Annotated in this window: 13 protein-coding genes; 7 read left to right on the top strand and 6 right to left on the bottom strand. The window is 31.8% G+C overall.

Annotated features, from left to right (window positions below):
* Nucleotides 1-126: 126 nt before the first annotated feature.
* On the bottom strand, nucleotides 127-2,766 hold the full coding sequence (locus ACQY1Q_RS13690; protein ID WP_431005886.1) for an endonuclease: 2,640 nt from the start codon (nucleotides 2,764-2,766) through the stop codon (nucleotides 127-129).
* 123 nt (nucleotides 2,767-2,889) lie between these two features.
* Nucleotides 2,890-5,448 carry an endonuclease gene (locus ACQY1Q_RS13685; protein WP_431005885.1) on the bottom strand — a complete coding sequence of 853 codons (2,559 nt, stop codon included), beginning with the start codon at nucleotides 5,446-5,448 and terminating at the stop codon, nucleotides 2,890-2,892.
* Between the two features lie 183 nt (nucleotides 5,449-5,631).
* On the opposite strand from ACQY1Q_RS13685, the gene pheT reads away from it, so the two are divergent.
* The 4 genes from pheT to ACQY1Q_RS13665 all read left to right on the top strand — a co-directional run bounded on the left by pheT (nucleotide 5,632) and on the right by ACQY1Q_RS13665 (nucleotide 11,363).
* Nucleotides 5,632-8,061 (top strand): phenylalanine--tRNA ligase subunit beta, encoded by a 2,430-nt coding sequence (gene pheT, locus ACQY1Q_RS13680; RefSeq protein WP_431005884.1) that lies wholly within the window; start codon nucleotides 5,632-5,634, stop codon nucleotides 8,059-8,061.
* A gap of 73 nt (nucleotides 8,062-8,134) precedes the next feature.
* A complete protein-coding gene (locus ACQY1Q_RS13675; protein WP_431005883.1) occupies nucleotides 8,135-9,172 on the top strand; it encodes a quinone-dependent dihydroorotate dehydrogenase in 1,038 nt (345 codons plus the stop codon).
* 90 nt (nucleotides 9,173-9,262) lie between these two features.
* Complete coding sequence (gene mqo, locus ACQY1Q_RS13670; RefSeq protein WP_431005882.1) at nucleotides 9,263-10,738, top strand: malate dehydrogenase (quinone); 1,476 nt, start codon at nucleotides 9,263-9,265, stop codon at nucleotides 10,736-10,738.
* Between the two features lie 10 nt (nucleotides 10,739-10,748).
* Nucleotides 10,749-11,363, top strand: coding sequence for a LysE family translocator (locus ACQY1Q_RS13665; RefSeq protein WP_431005881.1), 615 nt, complete (start codon nucleotides 10,749-10,751; stop codon nucleotides 11,361-11,363).
* Between the two features lie 2 nt (nucleotides 11,364-11,365).
* On the opposite strand, the gene ACQY1Q_RS13660 is transcribed toward ACQY1Q_RS13665, so the two are convergent.
* Genes ACQY1Q_RS13660 through ACQY1Q_RS13650 form a run of 3 tightly spaced genes read right to left on the bottom strand, consistent with a single transcriptional unit; the run spans nucleotide 11,366 to nucleotide 13,086 of the window.
* Nucleotides 11,366-11,866, bottom strand: coding sequence for a hypothetical protein (locus tag ACQY1Q_RS13660; protein ID WP_431005880.1), 501 nt, complete (start codon nucleotides 11,864-11,866; stop codon nucleotides 11,366-11,368).
* Between the two features lie 15 nt (nucleotides 11,867-11,881).
* A complete protein-coding gene (locus ACQY1Q_RS13655) occupies nucleotides 11,882-12,412 on the bottom strand; it encodes a YfiT family bacillithiol transferase (protein ID WP_431005879.1) in 531 nt (176 codons plus the stop codon).
* On the bottom strand, nucleotides 12,412-13,086 hold the full coding sequence (locus ACQY1Q_RS13650; protein ID WP_431005878.1) for a tetratricopeptide repeat protein: 675 nt from the start codon (nucleotides 13,084-13,086) through the stop codon (nucleotides 12,412-12,414). Before ACQY1Q_RS13650 ends, ACQY1Q_RS13655 begins: the two co-directional genes overlap by 1 nt.
* Nucleotides 13,087-13,290: 204 nt before the next feature.
* Here ACQY1Q_RS13650 and lon point away from each other — a divergent pair, with 204 nt between their 5' ends.
* On the top strand, nucleotides 13,291-15,765 hold the full coding sequence (lon, locus tag ACQY1Q_RS13645; RefSeq protein ID WP_431005877.1) for an endopeptidase La: 2,475 nt from the start codon (nucleotides 13,291-13,293) through the stop codon (nucleotides 15,763-15,765).
* A gap of 82 nt (nucleotides 15,766-15,847) precedes the next feature.
* Here the strand turns inward: lon and ACQY1Q_RS13640 are convergent, their stop codons facing one another.
* On the bottom strand, nucleotides 15,848-17,470 hold the full coding sequence (locus ACQY1Q_RS13640; RefSeq protein ID WP_431005876.1) for an ABC-F family ATP-binding cassette domain-containing protein: 1,623 nt from the start codon (nucleotides 17,468-17,470) through the stop codon (nucleotides 15,848-15,850).
* 306 nt (nucleotides 17,471-17,776) lie between these two features.
* On the opposite strand from ACQY1Q_RS13640, the gene ACQY1Q_RS13635 reads away from it, so the two are divergent.
* A complete protein-coding gene (locus tag ACQY1Q_RS13635; protein ID WP_431005875.1) occupies nucleotides 17,777-19,006 on the top strand; it encodes a TlpA family protein disulfide reductase in 1,230 nt (409 codons plus the stop codon).
* 120 nt (nucleotides 19,007-19,126) lie between these two features.
* Nucleotides 19,127-20,935, top strand: coding sequence for a DEAD/DEAH box helicase (locus ACQY1Q_RS13630; RefSeq protein WP_431005874.1), 1,809 nt, complete (start codon nucleotides 19,127-19,129; stop codon nucleotides 20,933-20,935).
* Nucleotides 20,936-21,064: the final 129 nt, after the last annotated feature.

The following is a 21,064-nucleotide window of genomic DNA, read 5'->3' as shown; positions in this document are numbered from 1 at the left end:
ATTAATTGAAAATGTTTAAAGTACTTTAATAGAGATTTATTATGCGTAAAGTAAGAGAGTTAGACGTTTTTTATAAAAGAAAAAGAGAGAAGTAGCTTCTCTCTTTTTTCAAAAAAATAGGTAATGTTATTTTTTTACAAACTTTTGCACCATTTTTTCTTCACCGTCATTGATTTCCAGTAAATAAATGCCTGCTTTAAGTTGAGCTACTTCAATATAGTTTGAAGTCATGTTTCCTTGAGAAACAACCTGACCTAATAAAGTAGTAATTCGGTAACTAATAGTATCTGTATCCGTTGTGTTTGATTGTAACTGAATATTCAATATTGAACCTGATACAGGGTTAGGGTATGCTTTAAAATCGGTTTCAAGTGTATCTAAGCCTGAGTCATAATGATGTAACAAGGTAATGGTGTTATCAGTATTTGTATTTTTAGCACTTCCTGATGTTGTTTTTCCTGTGATAGTAACTTGATCTATGAAAATTTGATCTGCGTTATCAGAGGCATCATTTTGAAAACGGAATTGAGCATTATTAACAAAGTTGTATTCAGATTTATGTATAGTAACGGTTGCTGTATAAAAGTTGGTGTTTTGAAAATCAGTACCGCTAACATATGTGGCAATAGTTTTCCAGGTAGTTCCGTCAAAATAACGTAACCAAAAGTCTTCACCATTCTCCATACTGTAAGAGTAGAAGTAGAATTCAACTTCAACAGTATCATAAGATGTTATATCGTAACTTGGAGAAGTCATAGAAGAGGCTACTCCTGAGTTATCTCTTAGTCTGATTGAAAAATCACCTTCATAAGATAAAGAGCCTGAATAGCGAGCGCAATCACTTCCACCGTCTACCCAATTATCCCAACCACTTTCAAAGTATGACAGAGAAAGTACCGTAGTTGTGTTTGAAGTGTCAGATTTAGTTGTTACGCCTATTGTGTTGCTTGATGCAGAAATATTACCAGCTCCATCTAGTGCTTTAACAAAAAATGTATAGTTGGTAGCAGAAGTTAAGCCTGTAACACTATAGCTAGTTGTTGTAACGGTAGCTATTTTTGTGTTATTTTGGTAAACTTCATATCCGGTAACGGCAATATTATCTGTTGAAGCAGTCCAAGCTAAGTCTGCCGAAGTATGCGTTATATTAGCTACAACTAAATCAGAAGGAGCAGAGGGCGCAGTTGTATCTATAGCAGTACCATTAATAGAATGTGCTCCTAACCCGGTAAAAGTATCGGTAGCTAAATTAGTCCATTCAGAAGTATTATAAGTTGTATTAGGAGCAGTAACAGAAGGTTTTCTTTGTAATGTTACATCTTGTGCAAAAGTAGCACTGCTACTAGGGTTGCCTAAAAGATCGATTAATGTATTGTTTTTAAATAATGCAACAGCATCATTACCATTAAATGTCATAACACTATTGTCTGTTATATTGGCTTTGTTTAGTATTTCTTGAGTAGCACTTCCGTGAGCGATTACATATACATTTCCGTTAGAAAGACTTCCACTTAATGCTAAAGTACTAGACCATGTACCTCCGCCATTTGTGCTTTTTTTAATTGAATAGTTAGACAAATCTATTGTACTTCCTGTAAAGTTGGCTATTTCAAGAGCTTTGTTGTATGAAGAGCCCTCTACATATTCTGATATTAATAGTTCAGAAGCAGTTCCGTTTCCTCCGCCATTTTCTGAAGTAGTTGTTACCTGAATGGTATTACTACTTTGTGAGTAATTTCCTGCAGCATCGTAAGCTTTAACCGAAAAGCTATATGTAGTTCCGGCTAAAAGATTAGTAACCGTTACGTTATTTGTAGAAGATGAAGCAATCTGAGTTGATCCGTTAAAGATAATATAACCGGAAACAGCAGTATTGTCAGTAGAAGCGGTCCAAGCTAAATCAACAGTTGTTTGTGTAATATTAGCAGACACTAGGTTACTTGGAGCTGTAGGTGCTTGTGTGTCTGTATTTCCACCATTACCAAATAAATCCTGAGCTTGTGGACCACCCCATATTTTTGTGGCAAAAGCAGGGTTGTCAATAAAAGGATTTCTGTTTCCTTGCATTTGTTCAAGTACCGGGTTTCGTTGTTTTTCAATATCAGAAACAGGATCTTCAGCATTCCATTGTAAAAATACATCAATCATATTAGGATCTGTTGCTACTGTAGTACCTACACCCACATTAATAGGTAAGGTTTGGTTACCATATCGTAAATACATGTACATAATCATACGAGCAACATCTCCTTTCCATTCATCGCCCGGATACCAGTAACCTTCCGGGGTAATGTAAGAAGCAATACCACTTCCTGCGGCAAATTTTCTGTTATTTCTTGTTGAATTTCTTTGAGAGTCGGCTGGGCGTAAGTTGTGCGCATCTGCTCCGGGTCCAGTAGTTCCTAAATCAGGATTAGCTAACGATTTAGCGTATACATGTTCTCTGTTCCATACACCGCTACCGCTACCATGGTTATCTTTATCTCTGGTTAAATCGTTAGTAATATCTGTATCTGTGTCATCCCATCCGTAGATTAATACCACTTTAGTATTATCACTAGGGGAAATATCTGTTTGTTTTAAGGCATTCCATACATCTGGAGTATAGGTTAGTACTGTTGTGTGCGTACTAATTATTTTTACAGATAAAGCATCTTTTAAATCTGAGCCTGCAAGGTTAATATTAACATCATTATAGTAAGAAGGGACTTGGGAGTAAATCCATAAAGAGGTTAATGTTACAATAAAAAATAGTAGTTTTTTCATTTGTTCGGTATTTAGTTTAATAAAATCATTATCAGGCAATATGAGGGTATTGCTGATTTTAAATTTGTAGAGTTTTTTAAAAGAAAAAAGCCTCATGTATGATGAGGCTTTAGGGGCTTTCTTTTATTTTTTTATAAATTTCTTAGTAATAGATTTATTACCGTCGTTAATTTCCAGTAAGTAAATACCTTTGTTTAAGGTAGAAATATTAATAGTTCTTTCTATTTTGTCAGCCAATATCATTTGACCTATATTATTGAAAATTTTGTAATTAGCTTCTCTCATATCTTTTAATTCGACAGAAAGAATGTCTATAGCCGGATTAGGGTAAACAGTTGCATCGAATAAAGGAAATTCATCTCTTAATTCTCCATCGATACGTACAGGTTGAGTCTTTCCTGTTTTGGCAGAAGCACCAATATTAACAGAATAATCTTCAACTTCTCCATACGAGAAAGCTTCACAAGAAGAAGGAGCAGCATCCCATTTCATAGAAACTCTCATTCTTGTTTTTCCTGCTAAAGCAGTATTTGGTACTGTAAAGGTATATGATAAATTACCTGAACTAGATGATGAACCACTGGCAACTTCCTCTGAAGTTTCAAAAGTTCCGTTTTGGTTAAAGTCTATCCATACTTTCCAAAACTCTGTATATGATGAACTAGAGAAACCGGCACTAACAATAATTGTATTACTTCCGTAAGAAACGGTACCTGTTAAAGAGGTAAAATCAGCATAGCCACTATTGTTTCCGGTAGCATTAGAAATTCCACCAATACCAACATAATCAATATATTCATAATTAGCATTGTTTCCTTTAGAAGTACAGTAAGAAATAGTATTTGCACTAGTTGTCACACTAATTGTATTACTTGCAGAAGAACTATTATTAGCGGCATCTTTAGCTTTTACATAAAAACTATAACTAGTAGAAGCAGTTAACCCAGTAACTGTATAGTTTGTAGAAGTAACTGTAGTTATTTTTGTTGAATTTCTATATACATCATATCCGGTAACAGCAACATTGTCTGTTGAAGCATTCCAGCTTAAGATTACAGATGTTTGTGTGATATTAGAACTCGTTAAATTTGAGGGAGTAGAAGGAGCTTGAGTATCTACAGAAGTACCGCTTCCTGTAATAGCATGTGTACCTAGTCCGCTAAAAGTATCTTGAGCAAGTGTATTCCATTCACTCGTAGTATAAGTAGAATTAGGAGCAGTAACAGAAGATTTTCTTTGTAACGTTACATCTTGTGCAAAAGTAGATGAACTGTTAGGGTTGCCAATCAAATCAATTAACACATTATTTTTAAATAACCCAATAGCATCATTTCCATTAAAAGTAGTAACACTTGCTTCAGTTATTTGAGCTTTGTTTTTTATGGTTGTAGAAGCACTTGAATTAGCTATAACATAAGTGTTACCATTTGCTAGTTGGCCGCTTAAAGTAAGTGTATTAGACCAGCCTCCACCGTTTGAAGCTTTTTTTAATGAATAACTAGAAAGGTTTATAGTACTTCCGGTAAAATTAGCTAATTCTATAGCCTTATTATTAGATGACCCTTCAATGTATTCTGAAATCAATAAATCTGACGCAGTACCTGAAGAAGGTGTAGATGTAGTAGTAACAGTAATTGTATTACTTGCAGTAGAACTATTATTGGCAGCATCTTTAGCTTTTACATAAAAACTATAACTAGTAGAAGCCGTTAATCCTGTAACTGTATAGTTAGTCGAAGAAACCGTAGTTATTTTTGTAGAGTTTCTGTATACATCATATCCGGTAACGGCTACGTTATCTGTAGAGGTATTCCAAGTTAAGTTAACGGTTGTTTCAGTAATGTTTGATGAAGCAAGGTTTGATGGAGCAGTAGGTGCTTGAGTATCCGAACTACTACTACCAAATAAATCTTCAGCTTGTGGACCTCCCCAAATCTGAGTAGCAAATGCTGGATTATCTATAAAAGGATTTCTATTACCTTGTAAGTTTTGTGCAATAGGGTTACGTTGTTTTTCAAAATTAGAAACCGGATCTTCGGCATTCCATTGCAATAATAAGCTAATCATATTAGCATCAGATGAAGGAGCACTACCAACTGCTACATTTTTAGGTAAACATTGGCTACCGTATCGTAAGTACATATACATCATCATACGAGCCACATCTCCTTTCCATTCATCTCCCGGATACCATCCGCCACTTACATCACCTGAGTGTCCGCTACCTTGGGCAAACTTTTTACTACTTCTTTGAGAGTTGTAGCTAATATCTGCAGCACGTAAATGATGAATATCCGCACCAGGACCTGAAGTACCTAAATTAGGAGTACCTAATGATTTTGCATATACATGCTCTCTGTTCCATTGTGTTCCGGCAGTACCACCATTAGCATTTTTGCTTCTGGTTCTATCAGTAACATAATTACCGTCAGTATCACTATAACCATAAATTAGAAGAACTTTAGTGTTATCGTTAGGATCTAAATCTGTCTGTTTTATGGCATCCCAAACACCCGGAGTATATGATAAATTATTTGTATGGGTGCTAATAATTTTTGTTGCTAAAGCATCTTTTAAAGAAGCTCCGTTAAGATTCAAATTAACATCATTATAGTAAGAAGGGATTTGGGAGAAAACTACTATTGATGTTAAAAACAAAAGGAAGGGTAATATGTTTCTCATAAAGTTTTGTTAAAATTTTAATTTGTGCACAAATAAAGATATTTTATGTATTCTATAGGTTATCAATATATATCTTTAATGTTACTAAAATGTTAAGTATAAGTAAAATATAAACAAAAGGAAAGAGTTGAGTTTTTTGTATTAATTTATGTAAATTTGCAGGCTAAATCAGATATTTAAAAGATGAAGATATCATATAATTGGTTACGACAATTTTTACAAGTTCAACTGGAAGTAGAAAAAATAGGAGAATTACTAACAGATTTAGGACTTGAGGTAGAAGGAATTCAGAAAGTAGAAAGTATAAAAGGAAGTTTAGAAGGTGTAGTAGTAGGTGAGGTGTTAACTTGTGAAAAACATCCAAATGCAGATAAACTAAAAGTAACAACCGTAAATTTAGGAAATAACAATGCTCCGGTACAAATTGTTTGTGGAGCTCCTAATGTGGCAGCAGGGCAAAAAGTTCCGGTAGCTACTATTGGTACCAAATTATATGATGAAAAAGGAGAAGAGTTTACCATTAAAAAAGGAAAGATAAGAGGTGAGGAAAGTCACGGAATGATTTGTGCCGAAGATGAGCTAGGCTTAGGCAAAGGTCATGATGGGATTATGATTTTAGAAGAAAGTTTAGAACCAGGAACTCTTTGCTCTAAAGTATTTAACATTGAAACAGACTATGTATTTGAAATAGGTTTAACTCCTAACAGAGCTGATGCGATGAGCCATTATGGTGTAGCAAGAGATTTAAGAGCCGGTTTAATTCAACAAGGAAAAAATTTAGAATTAATTTCTCCTTCTGTATCTGATTTTCATGTTGATGAACGTATTTTAAAAATTGATATTGAAGTAAAAGATAAAGAATTAGTACCTCGTTACTGTGGAATCACTATTACAGATGTTGAAGTAAAAGAATCACCTAAATGGATTCAAAATCGCTTAAAAGCAATTGGAATAACTCCTAAAAACAATATTGTAGATATTACCAATTATGTTTTACATGAATTAGGCCAACCACTCCATGCTTTTGATGCATCTAAAATCAAAGGAAACAAGGTAGTTGTAAAAACGTTAGAAGAAGGAACCAAATTTGTAACTCTAGATGAAGTTGAAAGAGAATTATCTTCAGAAGATATCATGATTTGTGATGTAGATGGTAATCCATTATGTATCGGAGGAGTATTTGGAGGATTAAAATCAGGAGTAACAGAGCATACAACTACTGTATTTTTAGAAAGCGCTTACTTTAATCCGGTTTCAGTTAGAAAAACAGCAAAAAGACACGGATTAAATACTGATGCTTCTTTCCGTTTTGAAAGAGGAATTGATATAAACATGACTAAGTATGCCTTAAAACGTGCTGCTTTGTTAATTGAAGAATATGCAGGAGGAAAACTATCTTCTGATGTATTAGATTTTTATCCTGAAAAAGTAGAAGATTTCCAAGTGTTTTTATCATTTGAAAATGCTTATAGGTTAATAGGTCAGGAAATACCTAAAGAAACTATCAAAAATATTTTAGCTTCTTTAGATATTAAAATTAGCAGTGCCACAGAAGCAGGTTTGGGTTTAACCATACCTTCTTACAGAGTAGATGTTCAAAGAGAAGCAGATATTATTGAAGAAATATTACGTGTTTACGGTTATAATAATATTGAGTTTTCTCATAAATTAAACACCTCAATTTCGTTTGATAAAAACAACGAAACTAAAATTGAAAATATAGTAGCCAACCAGTTAACCTCACAAGGGTTTTTTGAAACAATGGCTAACTCGTTAACAAAAGCAGAATACATAGCGTTTTCTGAGAACTTAAATCCGGACTATAATGTAGAAATGTTAAATCCGTTAAGTAACGATTTAAAGGTTATGAGACAATCGTTGTTGTTTAGCGGATTAGAAAGTATAGCTTATAATTTAAACAGAAAGCAAAACACACTTAAGTTTTTTGAATTCGGTAAAACCTATCATAAATATGAATCAGGTTATCAAGAAGATAAACATTTAACATTATTAGTTACAGGAAACAAATCTAAAGAAAGCTGGAAAGTAAAAACTCAAGTTTCAGATTTCTTTTATTTAAAAGGAATTGTAACTACTTTGTTAACCAGATTAGGAATTGATTCTTTAAAAACAACCCCTATTAAAACAGATGTTTTTTCAGAAGGAATTGCATTGAGTTTAGGAAAGCTAAAATTAGTTGAGTTAGGAGTTGTTAAAAGAACTATTTTAAAAGAGTTTTCAATAAAACAAGAAGTATTATTTGCTGATTTTAATTGGCAAAATGTATTAAGCTTGTTAGGAAATAAAAAAGTTAAAGTAGTAGACTTACCTAAGTTTCCTGCAGTAAAACGTGATTTAGCTTTGTTGTTAGACGAAAAAGTTGAGTTCAAAGAAGTTTATAACTTAGCATTTCAAGCAGAAAGAAAGTTACTAAAAGAAGTAGATTTATTTGATGTATATGAAGGAGATAAACTACCGGAAGGAAAAAAATCATACGCAGTAAGTTTTGTTTTGCAAGATGAAGATAAGACATTAGAAGATAAACAGATAGATAAAATAATGCAAAAACTACAGCAATCATTTGAAAAGAATTTAGATGCTGTTTTAAGATAATTTGAAAACTCCAATTTTTGGAGTTTTTTTATACCTGAAAAATAAAGTAACGTAATTAGATATTCAATAATACATGTATAAACTATTCATTCGCCCTATATTTTTTCTTTTTGACCCAGAAAAAATACACCATTTTACTTTTTCATTAGTTAAGTTCATGTCAAAAATACCTTTAATCCCGGCTATTTTTAGAGCAGTATATACTGTAAATAACAAAAAGTTGGAAAAGAAAGTATTTGGATTAACATTTAAAAACCCTGTTGGGCTTGCAGCCGGTTTTGATAAAAATGCTGTATTGTATAATGAGTTAGCTAATTTTGGTTTTGGTTTTGTTGAGATAGGTACAGTAACTCCAAAAGGACAAGTAGGGAACCCTAAAAAAAGATTATTCAGGTTAAAAGATGATAAAGGAATTATTAACAGAATGGGCTTTAATAATGAGGGGTTAGAAGCTGCTATAGAGCAACTAAAAAAGAATAAAGGAAAAATTATTATTGGAGGTAACATAGGTAAAAATACACATACAGCGCCTGAAAATTATACAGAAGATTATGTAGCTTGTTTTAAAGGTTTACACCCTTATGTAGATTATTTTGTATTAAATGTTAGTTGTCCTAATGTAAGCAGTCATGCAAAGTTAGAAGATGCAGAATACTTGAAAGAATTAATTACGGAAGTACAAAAAATAAATAAGAAAGAAAAAGAACCAAAGCCTATTCTTTTAAAAATAGCACCGGATTTAAATAATCAACAATTAGATGAAATTATACAGTTGGTTGCCAATACTAAAATAGATGGCGTTATTGCTTCTAATACTTCAGTAAACAGAGAAGGATTAAAAATAACAAATGAAAAATTACAAGAAATAGGTAACGGAGGTTTAAGTGGTCAACCAATTAAAGATAGAAGCACAAAGGTGATTAAATATTTAGCAGATCATTCTAACAAAGCATTTCCAATAATAGGAGTAGGAGGTATACATTCAGAAAAGGACGCACTTGAAAAACTAAACGCCGGAGCCGATCTTGTACAGATTTATACCGGATTTATTTATGAAGGGCCAAGTTTGGTGAAAAGAATAAATAAAGCTGTTTTATCTCAACTTTCTTAAGAAGTTTTCAATGAACTTTTACAAAAACTAGACTACTTTTTTTGCTATTATAAGTATATTGTACGGTAATTACATAACCTAACTAAAGGAATGAGTTTTAAAAAAGAGTACGATTTAATTTGTATTGGAGGCGGTATAATGAGTGCCAACTTAGCCTTACTTGCTAAATCAATAAATCCGGAACTAGATATTTTAATTGTTGAAAAGTTAGAAAGCGTAGCAAAAGAAAGTTCTTCAGCGTGGAATAATGCCGGAACAGGACATGCTGCCTTATGCGAGTTAAACTATTGTCCTGAAAAAGAAGATGGAACGGTGGCTATTGATAAAGCCATTGAAATAAGCAAACAGTTTGAAATATCAAAACAATTTTGGGCCTATTTGGTTGCACAAAATTTAATTACCAATCCTGAAGAATTTGTAAACTCTGTAAAGCATCATAGTTGGGTTATCGGGGAAGAAAACAGTACATATTTAGAAAAAAGATACCATACCTTAAAAGAACATTTCATGTTCGATACCATTGAATTTACAAGAGATAAAGAGAAAATGAAAGAATGGTTTCCTTTAATTGTTAATAATAGAAAAGAAGATGAAGTTATGGCGGCTTCCAGAGTTGGTAGAGGTACTGAAGTAAATTATGAAGCATTAACCAAAGATTTATTTAAAATTTTAGCGGAAAAGTACAATACTCCTGTACATTGTAATTGTGAAGTTTTAGATATTGATCCGGACACAGAAATAGATTGGACAGTCCAAATAAAAAATACGCTAACAGACGAAATTTACCATGTTGATGCAGAACATGTTTTTATCGGAGCCGGAGGAGGAAGTTTATTACTACTACAAAAGGTAGAAATTGACGAAAAAGATGGATATGGAGGATTCCCGGTGAGTGGAGAATGGTTAGTGTGTAAAAATCAAGAATTAATTAATCAGCATAACGCAAAAGTATATAGTAAAGCAGGTATTGGAGATCCTCCGATGTCAACTCCACATTTAGATACACGTTATATTGATGGTAAAAAACAATTGATGTTTGGTCCTTTTGCCGGTTTTAGTCCTAAGTTTTTAAAAGAAGGTTCTAACTTAGATTTGATTAAGTCTATTCAGGTCGATAATATATCACCAATGTTAGGAGCATTTTGGCATAATTTACCATTAACTAAATATTTAGTAAAGCAAGTGCTGATGAATAAAGATGATCGAATGGAAGCATTACGAAAATTTGTAGTAGATGCTAAAAATGAAGACTGGGAAGTTGTTAAAGCCGGACAGCGAGTACAAATCATAAAAAAAGATGAATACGAAGGAGGTAAATTACAATTTGGTACCGAAGTAATTAGTAGCAAAGATGGTAGTATAACCTGTTTATTAGGAGCCTCTCCGGGTGCTTCAATCGCAACATCTATTATGCTATCAGTTTTAGAAAAAGCATTTCCAAAACTAATGCAATCCGCTAGTGTAAAAGAAAAATTAAAAACAATAGTTCCTTTTTACAATACAGAAGTAACAGAAGAGTTGTTTGCTAAGCAATTGGAAGAAGTAAAATCAATTTTAAAATTATAATAACATATTCATGTTAGAAATTCTTATCTCATTTGTATTGGCAACTGCCACCTTAGCAATTTCTCCCGGACCGGATAATATATTTGTATTAACACAAAGTATTGTAAACGGAAAAAAGTATGGATTGGCAACAGTTGCCGGTTTAATGACAGGCTGTATAATTCATACTACACTGGTTGCTTTTGGAGTTTCTGAAGTAATAAAAAGAAATGAAAGCCTGTTTTTTATGATTAAACTTTTTGGAGCAGGATATTTATTATTTTTAGCATATAAAGTTTATAAAAGCGATGCTAAAATAGTTTTTTCAACAGAAAATGTTGTGCACAAAACAACAGCAGAATTGTTTAAAACAGGTTTTTGGATGAATGTATTAAATCCTAAAGTAACTATTTTCTTTTTAGCGTTTTTTCCTCAGTTTTTGTTTTCTAAAACGCTATCAACAGTTTTACAGTTTTATGTTTTAGGAGGATTATTTATCATGACATCTTTTATAATTTTTTCTAGTATTGCAATTTTAGCCGGAACTATTTCTAAGTATCTAAAACAACACGAAAAAGTAGGAGTCTATTTAAAATGGACTCAAATAGTTGTGTTTATAGGAATTGCAGCTTTGATTTTAATATAATTCTAACGAAGCCATTTGAGCATATTAGGAAACGGTTTAATGTCAGGTGTTTGTTGAGGTGAAGTACTTACACACAAGCCCATCCATTCTAATAAAGGGAGTCCAATAAAATTTTTAGTTTCAAACTGTTTAATTAACCATTGTGACTGGTTTTTGTAACCATTTTCATGAAAAACAACTTCCGGAGAAATTTTTAAATGACAAAGAGCTGCATACGACCATAATACACTAGCAATTTCATTACCTTCATCAGGCCAATTACTATCTATTTCAGGAGTACCTATAAGTGCTCTTTGCTGAGGTTCTGTTACGGCTATATGACCAGCTTCATGAAGTAAATCACCCGGATACAAAAGCTTTTCTTTATCAATTAGAATACTGTTTTTGTAAATTGTTAATCCGGGAAGAAAACAAGAATCTTCTAAATTTTGATAAACAACTTCAATGCCTATTTCTTTTAAAAAAGAAGTGATAATATGTATAAGCTCATTTTTTTCAACCATATAAAATAATTAAATCTAAAGCCAATTTTTACGAATTGCTAAATTTTCAATATGAGCATAATGATGATTGCAATGCCAAGCATAAATACCAATATTTTCTTTAAGAGTCACTTTTTTATTTCCTTCAGGATGAATAAAATAAGTAGATAAATCATTGTCTTTTAAACCTTTTAAAAGATATACCCATTTGTTGTGTAAAGCCTTTAAATAGGCAATAGATAATTCAATAGGCGCATTTTTGGTGTCAAATAACTCAGCCCATCTATCTTCATAATAAGCTTTAATAATTGGAGCATCCTCAGTTAAAGCCCATTTGAAACGAGTATATGAATTATGATGGCTATCGGCACAATGATGTACAACTTGCCTAACCGTCCAACCACCATCTCTGTACGGAGTGTCAAGCTGCTCAGTAGTTAAGTTTGAGGTTAGTTTATCTAGTTTCACAGGAAATTCTTCAATGATTTTAACCCATTGATTTATCAGTTCTGAAGTAATTTCTTTTGGTAAATCAATTTTACCAATAGGATATTTTAAGTGCTCCATTATTTAGGCATTAATTGGTTAAGTTTTCTTTTTGAACCGTTATTTTCAGGATTAATTGAAAGCGCTTTTTTATAACTATCTATAGCATTAACAGTATCATTGTTTTTTAAATAACCATCTCCTAAACTATCATAAGTGTTAGAGCTGTTAGGGTATAAAACTGTATTGATTTTAAAAACTTGAATAGCTTTGTCTATATCGTTATTTCTAACATAGGCATAACCTAATTTATTAAGTGAACGTTCTTTAATTACAGGATTTAAACTGTCTTTTTCTTTTATAGCTAAATACCCTTTTAAAGCCATTTCATAGTTGTTGGCAGCCAAATATTCACTTGGTGTTTTTTCACCGTCTTTTAACTTATTAAAAATATACTTTTCACCTTGATGTTCTCTTTTAGGAGCCAGTACAATTTTAGCTCCTTGTGGTTTAAAAATTAATTTTTCATTCAATTCTCGTACATAAAACGTACTATCATTAACTTTAAGAGGTTGTAAATTTTGTTGTCTCCATTTTAAAAAGAGAACGTTATTTGTATAATAAACTTCAATAGTTTCGTCAGCATTAAAATAATAACGCCCTTGGGTTGCAGAGATAAAGTCTTGTGAATTTTCTTTTGAATTACACCCCATTAAAAAAAAGAAAAAGCCTAATAGAAAAAAGTTTGTTTTCATAGTTACAATATAGTTATAATAACTTGACGCGTGATCACAAAAATAGTTACAAAATTTTATTCGTATTGTCATATTACTTGGCATAAGAATTGAAATATTAATATAAATTTATAATGATTTTTGGTGTTAATGTGTTGTTTTACAATGTGTTTTACTAAAAATTAAGCATTTTTATACAGTGTTTGCTGAAAATAAAATGCCAACATGACAGATAAAAAAATTATGAGTAAATCAAAAATAATACATTTAGACAATTTGTCGCTTCAAGATGTTTTTAACGAAAATTCGGAATTAATTCCATTGTTAACGGCAGAAGATGAAGAGAGCATGAATAAAGAAGAAATTCCTGAAGAACTTCCCATATTACCACTTAGAAATACGGTGTTATTTCCGGGAGTTGTTATTCCTATAACGGCTGGAAGAGATAAGTCAATTCAGTTAATTAAAGATGCTAACAAAGGAGACAAAATAGTAGGGGTAGTAGCACAAAAAAATGCTGAAGTTGAAGATCCTACCATTGATGATATTTACAAAACAGGTGTTGTAGCTCAGATTTTGAGAGTTTTAAAAATGCCTGATGGAAATACTACAGTGATTATACAAGGTAAAAAACGTTTTGAAATTGAAAGCGTACTACAGGAAGAACCTTATTTAAAAGCTAAGGTAAAAGAAGCCGTAGATGAAAAAGAAGTTGATGATGAAAAAGAGTTTGACGCTATAATTGATTCAATTAAAGAACTGGCATTAGAGGTTATTAAAGAAAACCCAATGTTGCCATCTGAAGCATCTTTTGCTATCAAAAACATACACTCAAACTCATTTTTGGTGAATTTCATTTCCTCAAATATGGAATTAAGTGTATCTCAAAAACAAGTTTTACTTGAAAAAGATAATTTAAAAGAACGTGCACTTTTAACACTAAAAAATCTAGATAAAGAATTACAAAAACTACGTTTACGTAATGATATTCAGTCTAAAACACGTTCTGATTTAGATAAACAACAACGTGAATATTACTTACATCAGCAACTGAAAACCATTCAAGACGAGCTGGGAGGTGTTTCAAATGAGCAAGAGCTAGATGAAATGCTTATTAAAGCTAAAACCAAAAAATGGAATAAAGAAGTAGCTGAAACATTTGAGAAAGAATTACATCGCTTAAAACGAATGAATCCTCAAATGGCAGAATACGGAGTTCAACGAAATTATCTTGAGCTTATGTTAGAACTTCCTTGGGGAGAATATTCTAAAGATAAGTTTGATTTAAAGAAAGCTCAAAAAATACTGGACAGAGACCATTTTGGTTTAGAAAAAGTTAAAGAGCGTATTATTGAACATTTAGCTGTTTTAAAACTAAGAGGAGATATGAAGTCTCCGATAATTTGTTTATACGGACCTCCGGGAGTTGGTAAAACGTCATTAGGTAAATCAATAGCTGAGGCTTTAGGGCGTAAATATGTACGTATGTCATTAGGTGGTTTACGTGATGAAGCTGAAATCAGAGGGCATAGAAAAACGTATATTGGAGCAATGCCTGGGCGATTAATTCAGAATATTAAAAAGGCAGGAACTTCTAATCCGGTTTTTGTATTAGATGAAATAGATAAATTAGGACAAAGTCACCAAGGAGACCCGTCTTCAGCCATGTTAGAAGTGTTAGATCCTGAGCAAAATACAGAGTTCTATGATAATTATTTAGAAGTAGGCTATGACTTGTCAAAAGTATTGTTCATTGCTACTGCTAATAATTTACAGGAAATTCCATGGGCATTACGTGACCGTATGGAAATTATAAATGTAACCGGATATACTATTGAAGAGAAAGTTGAAATAGCAAAGAAATATTTATTACCTAAGCAATTAAAAGAGCACGGACTTAATGAAGAACATTTAAAATTAGGAAAAGAGCAAATAGAAAAAGTTGTAGAAGGCTACACAAGAGAATCCGGAGTACGTACTTTAGAAAAACAAATCGCTAAAGTTGTACGTTATGCAGCAAAATCTATTGCGATGGAAGAAACCTATAATATAACGCTTATTAATGAAGATATTGAGTCTATCCTTGGAGCTGCACGTTTAGAAAGAGATAAATATGAAAATAACGATACGGCAGGAGTCGTTACAGGGTTAGCTTGGACGAGTGTTGGTGGAGATATTTTATTTATAGAGTCTATTTTATCTAAAGGTAAAGGTAATTTATCTATAACCGGAAATTTAGGTACGGTAATGAAAGAATCGTCAACTATTGCCATGAAGTACATTAAGGCAAATGCTGAAGAGTTCGGTATTAATCCGGAAATATTTGATAAATACGATGTGCATATTCACGTACCGGAAGGAGCTACGCCTAAAGACGGACCAAGTGCAGGAGTTACGATGTTAACTTCATTGGTATCATTATTTACTCAAAGAAAAGTAAAAAATAAACTAGCCATGACAGGTGAGATTACTTTACGTGGAAAAGTACTACCTGTAGGCGGAATTAAGGAAAAAATATTAGCAGCAAAAAGAGCTAATATTAAAGAGATAATTTTGTGTGAAGAGAATAGAAAAGATATTGAAGAAATTAAACAAAGTTATTTAAAAGGGCTGAAGTTTCATTTTGTTACTGAAATGAGTGAAGTTATAGAGGTTGCTTTAACAAAGCAAAAAGTAAAAAATGCTAAAAAGTTAGATTAACTTTTCACTAAGCTAAAAAGTAAAAAAGCGGGAATTTCATTTGAAATTCCCGCTTTTTATATTGTGTAGGTATTGAAGAAGATTAAGAGTACATTTTTTCTCTTAACTCTTTAATTTTAGGATCATCTAAATAATCATCAAAAGATGAATATTTGTCAATAACTCCATTAGGAGTAATTTCTATAATTCTGTTAGCAACCGTTTGAGCAAACTCATGGTCATGTGTCGTAAATAAAACAGTACCTTTAAAGTTGATTAAAGAGTTATTTAACGATTGAATAGACTCTAAATCAAGGTGATTTGTAGGCTCATCTAACAATAAAATATTAGCTCTGGTCATCATCATTCTTGACAGCATACAACGTACTTTTTCACCTCCGGATAATACATTACTCTTTTTTAAAGCTTCTTCACCTGAAAAGATCATTTTACCTAAAAAACCTCTTAAAAAAACTTCTTCTCTTTCTTCTTCGGTTTTAGCATATTGACGTAACCAATCAACTAAATTTAAATCACCGTTTTGGAAAAATTCAGAGTTGTCAGAAGGTAAATAAGATTGTGTAGTAGTAACTCCCCAACTGTATTCACCGCTATCCGCTTTTTCATTATCTGTAATTATCTGATAAAAAGCAGTGGTAGCTTTCGAATTTCTTGAAATTACGGCTACTTTATCTCCTTTGTTTAAATTGATATCAATGTTAGAAAATAAAACTTCACCTTCAACATCTGTTTTAGAAAGGCCTTCAATATTTAAAATTTGATCACCGGCTTCACGATCTCTTTCAAAAATAATAGCAGGATAACGACGGCTTGAAGGTTTAATTTCATCAACATTCAATTTCTCTATCATTTTTTTACGAGAAGTCGCTTGTTTAGATTTAGCTACGTTTGCAGAGAATCTACGAATAAACTCTTCTAATTCTTTCTTTTTATCTTCTGCTTTTTTGTTTTGTTGTGCACGTTGTTTAGCAGCTAACTGGCTAGATTCATACCAGAAAGTATAGTTTCCTGAAAAGTGGTTAATTTTACCAAAATCAATATCTGAAACATGGGTACATACAGCATCTAAGAAGTGACGGTCATGCGATACTACAATTACTGTATTGTCATAATTCGCTAAAAAGTTTTCTAACCAAGAAATAGTTTCAAAATCTAAATCATTGGTAGGCTCATCCATAATTAAAACGTCAGGATTTCCAAATAAGGCTTGAGCTAAAAGTACACGTACTTTTTGTTTTCCATCTAAATCTTTCATTAACGTGTAATGAAAATCTTCTTTAATTCCTAAGTTAGAAAGTAATGCAGCAGCATCAGAATCGGCATTCCATCCGTTCATTTCTTCAAACCTTACCTGTAACTCACCAATTTTATCAGCATTTTCATCACTATAATCGGCATATAAAGCATCAATTTCCTTTTTTATGGTAGATAATTCTTTATTACCCATCACTACAGTTTCTAATACAGGAACCTCGTCAAAAGCATAGTGGTTCTGAGAAAGTACAGACATTCTTTTGCCTGGTTCTAGATGCACTTGCCCTGAAGTAGGGTCAATTTCACCAGATAATATTTTTAAAAAGGTAGATTTACCTGCACCGTTAGCTCCAATAATTCCGTAACAATTACCCTGTGTAAATTTAGTATTTACTTCATCAAATAAAACTCGTTTACCAAACTGAACTGATAAATTAGAAACTGATAACATTTATAAATTTTTAAAATTTGGTGCAAAAGTATGAAATATAAAGGGTTTAAAAGAATTTGGATAAAAATATTTAATAGGATAAATTTGGCAGATTTTTAAATCGTTTTTAACAACGAATTAACAAGTTAATTCTTTATAGATTTTTATTTTTGGTCATTACTTTAGAGTGAAGATATAAATATGATTAAACGTATAGTACCCTTATTGCTGCTGATGGTGGTTTTTACAAGTTGTAATAACCCACAAAAAAATGGATACACTTATTTTGGGGGAAAGATTATAAATCCTAAGTGCAACTATGTTGTTTTGTTAGACAACAGAGGGTTTAATGACACTATTTATCTTCATAGCAATGACAACACTTTTTTAAGTAAGTATGAATCTTTAGAAGAAGGGTTGTATTATTTTAAGCATGGTCCGGAACACCAATATGTATATATTGAACCTAAAGATAGTTTACTTTTTCGCCTAAACACTTGGGATTTTGATGAATCATTAGTTTTTAGCGGTAGAAATGCGGCTAGAAATAATATGCTAATTGAAAGTTTTTTAGAAAATGAAGAGGAAGCTAAGCGTCTTTATGAAAAAATGAAGTATGCTCCGAATGACTTTTTAAAAACAATTGATTCTATTAAAATCTTAAAAGAAGAAAAGTTAAAAGCTTTTGTTAAAGAAAAAAATGAAACTTCAAAGGAATTTATTAATGTTTTAAAAGCTTCACTAATCGTTCCGTTATATTTAAAGTTAGAAGAATACGCCATTGATAATATAAGAATGCATTCGGAAGAGAAACTTCCAAACAATTTTTTCGATTTTAGAAAAGAGTTTGAATCTCAATCGGAAGAATTAATGTTTTACAATCCGTATTACAATTATGTATTAATGGGCTTATATGCTGATGTATATAGAACCGGAACAGATAGAAGTTCAGAAGAATTTATTGTAAAATTATTAGATGATATTAATAAAAAAATAAATTCTGAAGCCATTAAAAATAAGTTACTATATAATGTAACAATAAATACTTTTTTTAAGCAACCGGATAATTATAAAAAATTATTCTTCACCTTTTTTAAATACAGTACCAGTATAGAAGATAAAAAAACAGTACAACGTTTATTAAATGATATTAAGTTTTTAGGAGGTGAGAAAAAGTTGCCGGATTTTAAAATTCAAGAGGCTACCGGAAACTTAGAAGCTATACAACATTTAATAAAAAATAAAAATAATGTAATTTACTTTGAAAATCACAGGTACTTTTCTGATGATTGGGTAGCATCAAGAGTTAGTTTTCTTGTTAAGAAATACCCGGAAGTAAACTTTATGGTTATTAATACATCTTCTAATAGTTATATTAAAAACCTAGCTATAAAACATCAATATGTTTTACCAAAAGAAAGTTCTGCTCGTGAATATTTAACCAGTGGCTTTCCAAGAGTTGTTATTTTAAATAAAAAAGGAGAAGTTGTAAGCTCGTTTAACAGCTTGTCATCAAGAAAAATAGAAGGGGAAATAAATAATTTGCAAAAAAAATAAAAAATAGCAGTTATTAATTTTATTTGCAGTACTTTTGCGCCGTCCAAAATCTCACGAAGAGATATTTAATTAATTAAGAATTCATAGGGGGGCATCTGTGAATTCGCTTAAATTCATAGTATGTCAACATTTTTAGAATTAGGCTTGAAAGAGCCTATTAGTAAGGCGTTAATTGATTTAGGTTATGAAAAACCTACATTAATCCAAGAAAAAGCAATTCCACAAATTTTAAGTTCAGAGCAAGATTTAAAAGCATTTGCTCAAACCGGAACCGGTAAAACAGCTGCGTTTAGTTTACCTATTATTGAGTTAATAGATGAAAAAGATGTAAATACGCAAGCTATTATTTTATCACCAACCAGAGAGTTAGCGGTTCAGATAGGAAATAATATAGAAGAGTTTTCTAAATACATTCCTGAGTTAAAAACAGTAACTGTTTACGGAGGAGCTAATATAGAACAACAAATTAAACAACTAAAAAAAGGTGCTCAAATAGTAATAGGAACACCAGGTAGAACTGTTGATTTAATTAAAAGAAGAGCGTTAAAGTTAGGTAATGTTAAGTGGTTGGTTTTAGATGAAGCTGATGAAATGCTTAATATGGGATTTAAAGAAGAGTTAGATAATGTTTTAGAAGCTACACCTGAAACTAAACAAACTTTATTATTCTCTGCAACATTTCCAAAAGAAGTAGAAGCCATTGCCAGTAATTATATGAACAATCCCGTAGAAATTAGTTCGGGACAAAAAAATCAAGGATCAGATAATGTAAGTCATGAATATTATTTAGTGACTGAAAAAACACGTTACCCGGCTTTAAAAAGGGTAGCAGATGTGAATCCTGATATTTATGCTATCGTATTTTGTAGAACCAGAAGAGAAACACAAGAAATAGCTGACTTTTTAATTAGAGACGGTTATAATGCTGATGCTTTACATGGTGATTTATCTCAAGCGCAAAGAGATAGCGTAATGGAAAAATTCAGAAAGAAAAACATTCAAATGTTGGTAGCAACAGATGTAGCTGCCAGAGGTTTAGATGTTGATAACCTTACTCACGTAATTAACCATAAGTTACCGGATCAAATTGAAAACTACAACCATAGAAGTGGTAGAACAGGTAGAGCCGGAAATACAGGAGTTTCAATAGCGTTAATAACTAAGAAAGAAAAATCAAAATTATTTCCTATTGAGCGTATTTTAAATAAAAAGTTTATCCATACTTCTATACCAACAGGTAAAGAAATATGTGAAAAACAATTATTCCATTTAATAGATAAAGTGGAGAATACTCAGGTTAATGAAAGTGAGATAGAAACTTTTTTACCAAGTATTTATGAAAAACTAGCAGGTTTAACAAGAGAAGAATTAATTCAAAAGTTTGTATCTGTAGAATTCAATTCATTTTTATCATATTATGAAAATGCTCCTGATTTGAATGATTTATCTTCAAGAGAAAATTCAAGAGGAATATCGTCTAATGAAAACATGACGCGTTTCTTTATTAATTTAGGTAGAAAAGATCGTTTGAATCCTGCTAAATTAATGGGGCTTATTAATGAGCAAAATATTGGAGAGAAAGTTGAAATAGGTGCAATTGATATTTTAGATACCTTCTCATTTTTTGAAATTGATAAAGATTTTGAAGATAGAACTCTTGAATGTTTTGAAGAGAACAGACCTGATTTTAATGGTAGAACAGTAAATGTTGAAATTACTAAAACCGATAGAGGTGGAGGTGGTAATAGAAGAAGAAGAGGAAGTAGTAATAATGCAGGTAATGGAGGTTTTGGAGCCGGAAGAAGAAGAAAAGAAGGTGCAACTAAAGTAATGTCTAACAAAGATAGAGAGTTTGGCAGAAGAAGAAGCGATAGTGGTAAAACCAGAAAAGCTGCTGAAGGTTTTGGAAGAAAACGAAAAAGAGCATAAATATGAGTCGTCCTAAAATGGGTTGACAGATTTAAAAAATATTATTTAAACTAGAGAGGCTAGCTTCTCTGGTTTTTTGTTGTGTATAAAATTAGAAGTTTTCATATTCAAATTCAAGTGAGGTCTTAA

The sequence above is a fragment of the Tenacibaculum sp. TC6 genome (assembly GCF_050606265.1).
GTDB lineage: Bacteria > Bacteroidota > Bacteroidia > Flavobacteriales > Flavobacteriaceae > Polaribacter.
The sequence above is the reverse complement of the archived record's forward strand: the minus strand, read 5'-3'. Positions and strand labels throughout refer to the sequence as shown.